7 protein-coding genes are annotated in these 6,223 nt (G+C 58.0%); 4 read left to right on the forward strand and 3 right to left on the reverse strand.

Annotated features, from left to right (window positions below; genetic code table 11):
• Positions 1-101: 101 nt before the first annotated feature.
• Positions 102-1,790: a lactate permease LctP family transporter gene (locus ACIPIN_RS08180; RefSeq protein ID WP_401117336.1), complete on the reverse strand. Its 1,689-nt coding sequence runs from the start codon at positions 1,788-1,790 to the stop codon at positions 102-104.
• 261 nt (positions 1,791-2,051) lie between these two features.
• Between ACIPIN_RS08180 and ACIPIN_RS08185 the strand changes: the two genes are divergently transcribed.
• Positions 2,052-2,819, forward strand: coding sequence for an FCD domain-containing protein (locus tag ACIPIN_RS08185; protein ID WP_401117338.1), 768 nt, complete (start codon positions 2,052-2,054; stop codon positions 2,817-2,819).
• Between the two features lie 148 nt (positions 2,820-2,967).
• Here the strand turns inward: ACIPIN_RS08185 and smpB are convergent, their stop codons facing one another.
• Entirely contained in the window at positions 2,968-3,450 is a 483-nt protein-coding gene (gene smpB / locus ACIPIN_RS08190; protein ID WP_019691770.1) for an SsrA-binding protein SmpB, read from the reverse strand.
• 118 nt (positions 3,451-3,568) lie between these two features.
• On the opposite strand from smpB, the gene ACIPIN_RS08195 reads away from it, so the two are divergent.
• From ACIPIN_RS08195 to ACIPIN_RS08205, 3 genes are read left to right on the forward strand one after another with little or no spacing between them, the layout of a single operon-like run.
• On the forward strand, positions 3,569-4,972 hold the full coding sequence (locus tag ACIPIN_RS08195) for a sodium-dependent transporter (protein ID WP_401117340.1): 1,404 nt from the start codon (positions 3,569-3,571) through the stop codon (positions 4,970-4,972).
• 7 nt (positions 4,973-4,979) lie between these two features.
• Positions 4,980-5,414: a type II toxin-antitoxin system RatA family toxin gene (locus ACIPIN_RS08200; protein WP_071551882.1), complete on the forward strand. Its 435-nt coding sequence runs from the start codon at positions 4,980-4,982 to the stop codon at positions 5,412-5,414.
• Positions 5,407-5,721, forward strand: coding sequence for an RnfH family protein (locus ACIPIN_RS08205; protein ID WP_401117342.1), 315 nt, complete (start codon positions 5,407-5,409; stop codon positions 5,719-5,721). Before ACIPIN_RS08200 ends, ACIPIN_RS08205 begins: the two co-directional genes overlap by 8 nt.
• A 63-nt stretch (positions 5,722-5,784) precedes the next feature.
• Here the strand turns inward: ACIPIN_RS08205 and ACIPIN_RS08210 are convergent.
• On the reverse strand, positions 5,785-6,223 hold a 439-nt coding region (locus ACIPIN_RS08210; protein ID WP_401117344.1), incomplete at its 5' end, for an outer membrane protein assembly factor BamE.

The following is a 6,223-nucleotide window of genomic DNA, read 5'->3' on the forward strand; positions in this document are numbered from 1 at the left end:
TATAAAGCGGGAAGCTTTCAGCAGCCTTGCAGACCGGGTGGTGAGTCGCTGACGCCGGGGGGCAAAGCCCGGCGTCGGTTTTTTCTGTGTTGCTCGTAGTCTTAGTGCACCAGCATGCCGGTAAACCAGTAGGCCTGGGCCAGTGTGATCAGGCCGACGATAGTGGCAAAGAATAGGCTGTGCTTGAGGGTAAAGCGGAACAGATCGGATTCCTTGCCCACCAGGCCAGTCGCTGCGCAGGCCACGGCGATCGATTGTGGCGAGATCATCTTGCCGGTCACGCCACCGCTGGTGTTCGCCGCTACCAACAGCACGTCGTTGACGCCAATCTGGTGCGCGGTGGTCGCTTGTAGCGAGCTGAACAGCGCGTTGGACGAGGTGTCCGAGCCGGTCAGAAACACGCCCAGCCAACCGAGGAATGGCGAGAAAAACGGGAAGGCGGTGCCGGTGGCTGCCAGTACCAGCGCCATGGTCGACGACATGCCCGAATAGTTGGTGACGAAGGCGAAGGCCAGCACCATGCCGATCGACAGAATAGGCCAGCGCAGCTCAAAGAAGGTCTCTTTCAATGTGGTCAGACCAATTTTGAAATTGATCTTGAGGATCAGCATCGAGATCAATGCGGAGAAGAAAATCGCTGTGCCGGTCGCCGAAATCGGGTCGAGTTTGAATACAGCTGGAATGGCGGTCGGGTTGGTCACGATCGGCGCAACCTTGATCACCATTTGATCCAGGTGCGGGATGGCGAAGTTAAACACCCAGCCGTACATCGAGCCGCCAGCGGCGAACATTGCCTTGAAGGGTTTCAGGGTCCAGATGGTCACCAGCATGGTGAGGATCAGGAATGGTGACCAGGCTTTGAAGATCTCACCAAAGCTGTACGGTGAAGGTTGGGTCGTACGCGGTTGGCCGAAACCTCCGGCACTTCTCACGGTTGCGGCACCGACGCTGGCGGTCGCTTCGGCAAACGAACGCTTGGGCTGCCAGACCTTGAGGAACAGGGTCAGGGAGACCAGGCTGACGAGTGCCGAAGTGATGTCCGGCAGCTCGGGGCCAATGAAGTTCGAGGTAAAGAACTGGGTGACGGCAAAGCTTGCGCCCGCTACCAATGCTGCCGGCCAGGTCTCCTTGACGCCGCGCAGGCCGTCCATCATGAACACCAGCCAGAACGGCACGAACACCGATAACAGCGGCAGCTGGCGACCAGCCATGGCGCCGATCTTGAAGGAATCGATGCCGGTCACTTGTCCGGCCACGATGATCGGAATCCCCAGTGCGCCGAAGGCTACCGGCGCGGTGTTGGCTATCAGGCACAGGCCGGCGGCGTACAGCGGGTTGAAGCCCAGTCCTACCAGCAGCGCGGCGGTAATTGCCACCGGTGCGCCGAATCCGGCGGCACCTTCCAGGAATGCGCCGAAGCAGAAGCCGATCAGCAGCACTTGCAGGCGTTGGTCGTCGGTAATCGACAGCACCGAGCTGCGGATCACTTCGAACTGGCCACTCTTGACCGTCAGTTTGTAGAGGAACACCGCGGCCACGATGATCCAGGCTATCGGCCACAGTCCGTAGGCGAATCCATAGCCAGCAGCGGCGAAGGCCATGTCGACAGGCATCTGGAAGGCAAAGATTGCCACCAGAACCGACGGCGCCAGGGTGATGCTCCCGGCGACGTGTCCCTTGAGGCGGAACACGGCCAGAGCCAGGAAGAAAAATACGATGGGGATAACGGCCGCGAGCGCGGACAAGCCGAGACTGCCGAGCGGGCTGTAAAGCTGTTGCCAGGTTTGCATATGGGGTGGCCCCTAATTGTTGTTGGTCAGGCACTGGTCAGCGTTCTTGGATAATTGGTAAGACCAATTTACAATCGCTGTCGGCTAGGGTAAAAGCCTTGGGTGTGGTGTGTCAATTTGCCGCCCTGAAACTTTCGTCGAATGAGCGGTGCAGAAGTCATCTGATCTGTTCGATCAAACGCTGTCTGGTAGGTGCTGGAGCGACGGCAATAGGCCAGAATAGAGAGCCCGGCGAGCCGTCGGGATCGTGGAGAATGAGTTATGGGGTTTGATCAGATTCGTCAGCGCCGTTTGTCTGACGATATTGTCGAGCAGCTCGAGGGGATGATCCTTGAAGGCACGCTGAAGTCTGGCGAGCGGCTGCCGGCAGAGCGCGCCTTGGCCGAGCAGTTCGGTGTGTCGCGCCCTTCATTGCGTGAGGCGATCCAGAAACTGGCGGCCAAAGGGTTGCTGGTCAGTCGCCAGGGTGGCGGTAACTATGTGGTTGAATCGCTCGGTTCAACCTTCAGCGACCCGTTGCTGCATCTGCTGGAAAGCAACCCCGAGGCTCAGCGTGATCTGCTGGAGTTTCGCCATACGCTGGAAGCGTCCTGCGCCTATTACGCCGCATTGCGTGCGACGGATGTTGACCGTGAACGACTGACTGCGGCATTCGAAGAGTTGCAGGATTGCTATGCGCGGCATGATCAAGTGAGCCGGGCGGAAGAGGGCGCGGCGGATGCGAAGTTTCACCTGGCCATTGCCGAAGCGAGTCACAACGCGGTGTTGTTGCACACCATTCGCGGGTTGTTCGATCTGCTCAAGCGTAACGTGGTGACCAACATCGGTGGCATGTACAAACAGCGCACCGAAACCCGCGACATGCTGATCAGTCAGCACCGGGATTTGTATCTGGCGATTATCGAAGGGCGCGCAGAGCAGGCGCGAGAAATTTCCAGCCGACACATTTTGTATGTGCAGGAAGTGCTCGAAGAAGTGCGTCAGGAAATGCAGCGCATGGCTCGTGCGGAGCGGCGCAAGGGGATGTAGTCAGGCGGATTTTGTGCAGTTTTTACGATTGTATTCGCGAGCAAGCCCGCTCCCACATTAGATCGGTGCCGGGCATGAGTTTATGTCCAGGCACGGTCCAGTGTGGGAGCGGGCTTGCTCGCGAAAGCGGTCTCAAGCAAAAAGAAGATTAATCTTCCTTGCCCTTGTTCCGCACCGCTCGCTGCAACTCGCGACCGGCATCGCGTTCGCGCTCGGTATCACGCTTGTCGTATTCCTTCTTGCCCTTGCCCAGAGCGATCTCGCACTTGATCAAGTGCTTGCTCCAGTACAACGACAGGCAGACGCAGGCGTAACCCTTCTGTTGCACAGCGGCAAACAGCTTCTCCAGCTCGCGCTGATTGAGCAGCAGTTTGCGCGTACGCGTCGGGTCGGCGATGACGTGGGTGCTGGCGGTGGTCAGCGGGGTGATATGACTGCCGAGCAGCCAGGCCTCGCCATCCTTGAGCAGCACATAACTGTCGACCAGTTGTGCCTTGCCTGCACGCAGACTCTTTACTTCCCAGCCGGCCAGGACCATGCCAGCCTCGAACCGGTGTTCGATGAAGTAATCGTGTCGCGCCTTTTTATTCTGCGCGATGGTCCCTTCGGGGTGTTTCTTCTGTTTAGCCATAGGGGCGGCATTATAGGGAGTTGCACGCGAGTCGGCTACGGTGAACCTGCGTGCTTGAGCGCATTGAGTGAATCCCGGACAATGCGCCCTCTTTTTTGATCGGTTGGGCGTGTTAACGATGTCGTCAGACAAGGTTTCAGTCCACGGTAGTTGGGCTAGCCGTTGGGTTTTCATACTCGCTGCGACCGGTTCAGCCGTAGGGTTGGGTAGTATCTGGAAATTCCCTTACATGGTCGGCGTCTATGGTGGTGGCGCGTTTGTGTTGGTGTTTCTGGCGTGTATTGCGTTGATTGGCGTGCCGGTGATGTTGGCCGAAACCCTGATCGGTCGTCGTGCCCGGCAAAGTCCGGCAAATGCCTTGAAGGTGCTGGCGCTTGAGGCGGGACATTCTGCGAAATGGTCCTGGGGGGCGTTCGCCGGGATGATCACGGCACTGCTGATTCTGTCTTTCTATAGCGTGGTGGGCGGCTGGTCGCTTGATTACATCATCGACATGGGGCGCGGTGACTTCCAGGGTGTGACGGCCGATCAGGTCGGCACCTATTTTGGTGGGGTGATCGCTGACCCTTGGCGTCTGACGTTGTGGCACACGATCTTTATGCTGCTGTCGGCGGCCGTTATCGCCAAAGGCGTGGTCGCGGGGCTTGAGCGCAGTCTGCGGATCATGATGCCGCTGCTGTTTGTGATGTTGGTGATTCTGTTGGGCTATAGCCTGACCACTGGGCACTTCATGGAAGGCGTGCATTTCATGTTCGACTTCAGCCCCGACAAGTTACTCGATGGCTTGCTGCCGGCCATGGGGCACGCATTCTTTTCTCTGAGCGTGGGCGTCGGTTCGATCATGATCTACGGTGCTTATATGCCTAAGCATTCGTCGATCTCCGGGACTATCGTTGGTGTCGCGCTGCTGGATACTTTCGTTTCGCTGTTGGCGGGTCTGGCGTTGTTTCCGATTGTGTTTGCAGCGGGCCTGAACCCAAGCGAAGGGCCGGGGTTGATGTTCGTCAGTCTGCCATTTGCGTTTGGTAACGTAGCGTTTGGTCAGCTGATGGGCGTGGTGTTCTTCGTGCTGGTGGCGATTGCGGCCTGGAGTTCGGCGATTTCATTGCTGGAGCCGATGGTGGCTTATCTGGTTGAACGGACCAAAATCCGCCGTGGCTGGGTGACGTTCTGGCTGGCGTTCAGTTGCTGGTTTGTTGGCTTGGGGACGGTGTTTTCCTTCAATATCTGGAAGCAAGCCAGGTTTTTCGTGAATGATGGCGGTGCGTTTCACCTCTACCAGTGGGGTGCGCAAAGCGGTCTGGACTTCTTTGGCGTGATCGACTTTTTTACCTCGCGGATCATGTTGCCGCTCGGTGGTTTGTGCTTTGTGGTATTTGCAGGTTGGGTGATGGGCCGTGAAGCGGTGCGCGACGAACTGTCGATCCGCAGCCCGGCATTGTTTGCCCTGACTTTGTTCTTGATGCGCTATGTGGCGCCAATCGGCATTCTTGTAGTGTTTGCCGCCCAGCTGTGGAAGTGACGCTGACATGACGACACATATTCAACGTTCGGCTCTGTTGCCGTATCCCGCGCAAGCGCTCTATGACCTGGTCAATGACGTCGCGCGCTATCCGGAGTTTTTGCCGTGGTGTTCCGAGGCCGAAGTGCTGGAAAGCTCTGCCGAGCACATGCGCGCTAGCGTGGGTGTGGCCAAGGGCGGGTTAAGCCAGCATTTCGTGACACGCAATACGCTGGTGCCGGGGCATTCGATCGAGATGAATCTCGAAGAGGGTCCATTCAATCAGCTGCACGGTGTTTGGGTATTCAAGCCGTTGGGCGAGAAAGCCTGCAAAATCAGCCTGGACCTGTCGTTCGATTATGCAGGGCCGATTGTCCGGGCGACGCTGGGGCCGCTGTTCAATCAGGCAGCCAACACGCTGGTGGACGCGTTCTGCCAGCGCGCCAAGCAGTTGCATGGTTGAGTCAGTGATTGAAGTCGAGGTGGTGTATGCCGCCATCGATCGCCAGATGTTACTCAAGGTGGCGGTGCCTGTAGGCACTACTTTGCGAGCGGCGCTGGCTGAATCAGGCATCGCCGAGGCGTTTCCCGAACTGGATCTGGCGACTTGTCCTGTGGGGATTTTCGGCAAGGTTATTGCCGATCCCGAGAGTCGTCAGGTTCAGGCGGGTGACCGCATCGAGATTTATCGAGCGTTGCTGGCGGATCCAAAAGAAGTCCGCCGGTTGCGTGCGGCCAAGGCTGCGGCGCAGGCCAAGGTCCGGGATTAGTAGGTTTCCCAAATGACAGACAACAAAAAGCCCGGCATGCCGGGCTTTTTGTTGTGTCGCATTTTATTGCGGCGCTTTGTCCAACGGTGCTGGCGTCGGGACCGGAACGGTTTCGACCTTGTCGACGTCCTTCTGGATCTGATCCAGCAGCGAGCCCGGCTTTACCGGTTTCTCTGGCTTCGGCTTCTCGGCGTTTTCAACAGGGGCAGTCACGGTCGTGCCGCTGTCCTTGCCGAGAATGGCTTCGTCACGGCTCACGCCAGGCATAAAGTCGCCCGACAGGCTGACAAGCTGGTCGTTAGAGTTGAAAATAACGCTGATGCGTTCCTGTTGGCGTTCACCGCCACCTGGCTGCAGGCTATACAGGTAATCCCAGCGATCGGCATGGAACGTGTCGGTCAGCAGAGGGTTGCCCATGATAAACCGTACTTGCCGGCGGGTCATTCCCGGGCGTAACTGGTCTATCATGTTCTGCGTGACGACATTGCCCTGCTGGATGTCG

It is taken from the genome of Pseudomonas sp. NPDC087697, assembly GCF_044743155.1.
Lineage (GTDB): Bacteria > Pseudomonadota > Gammaproteobacteria > Pseudomonadales > Pseudomonadaceae > Aquipseudomonas.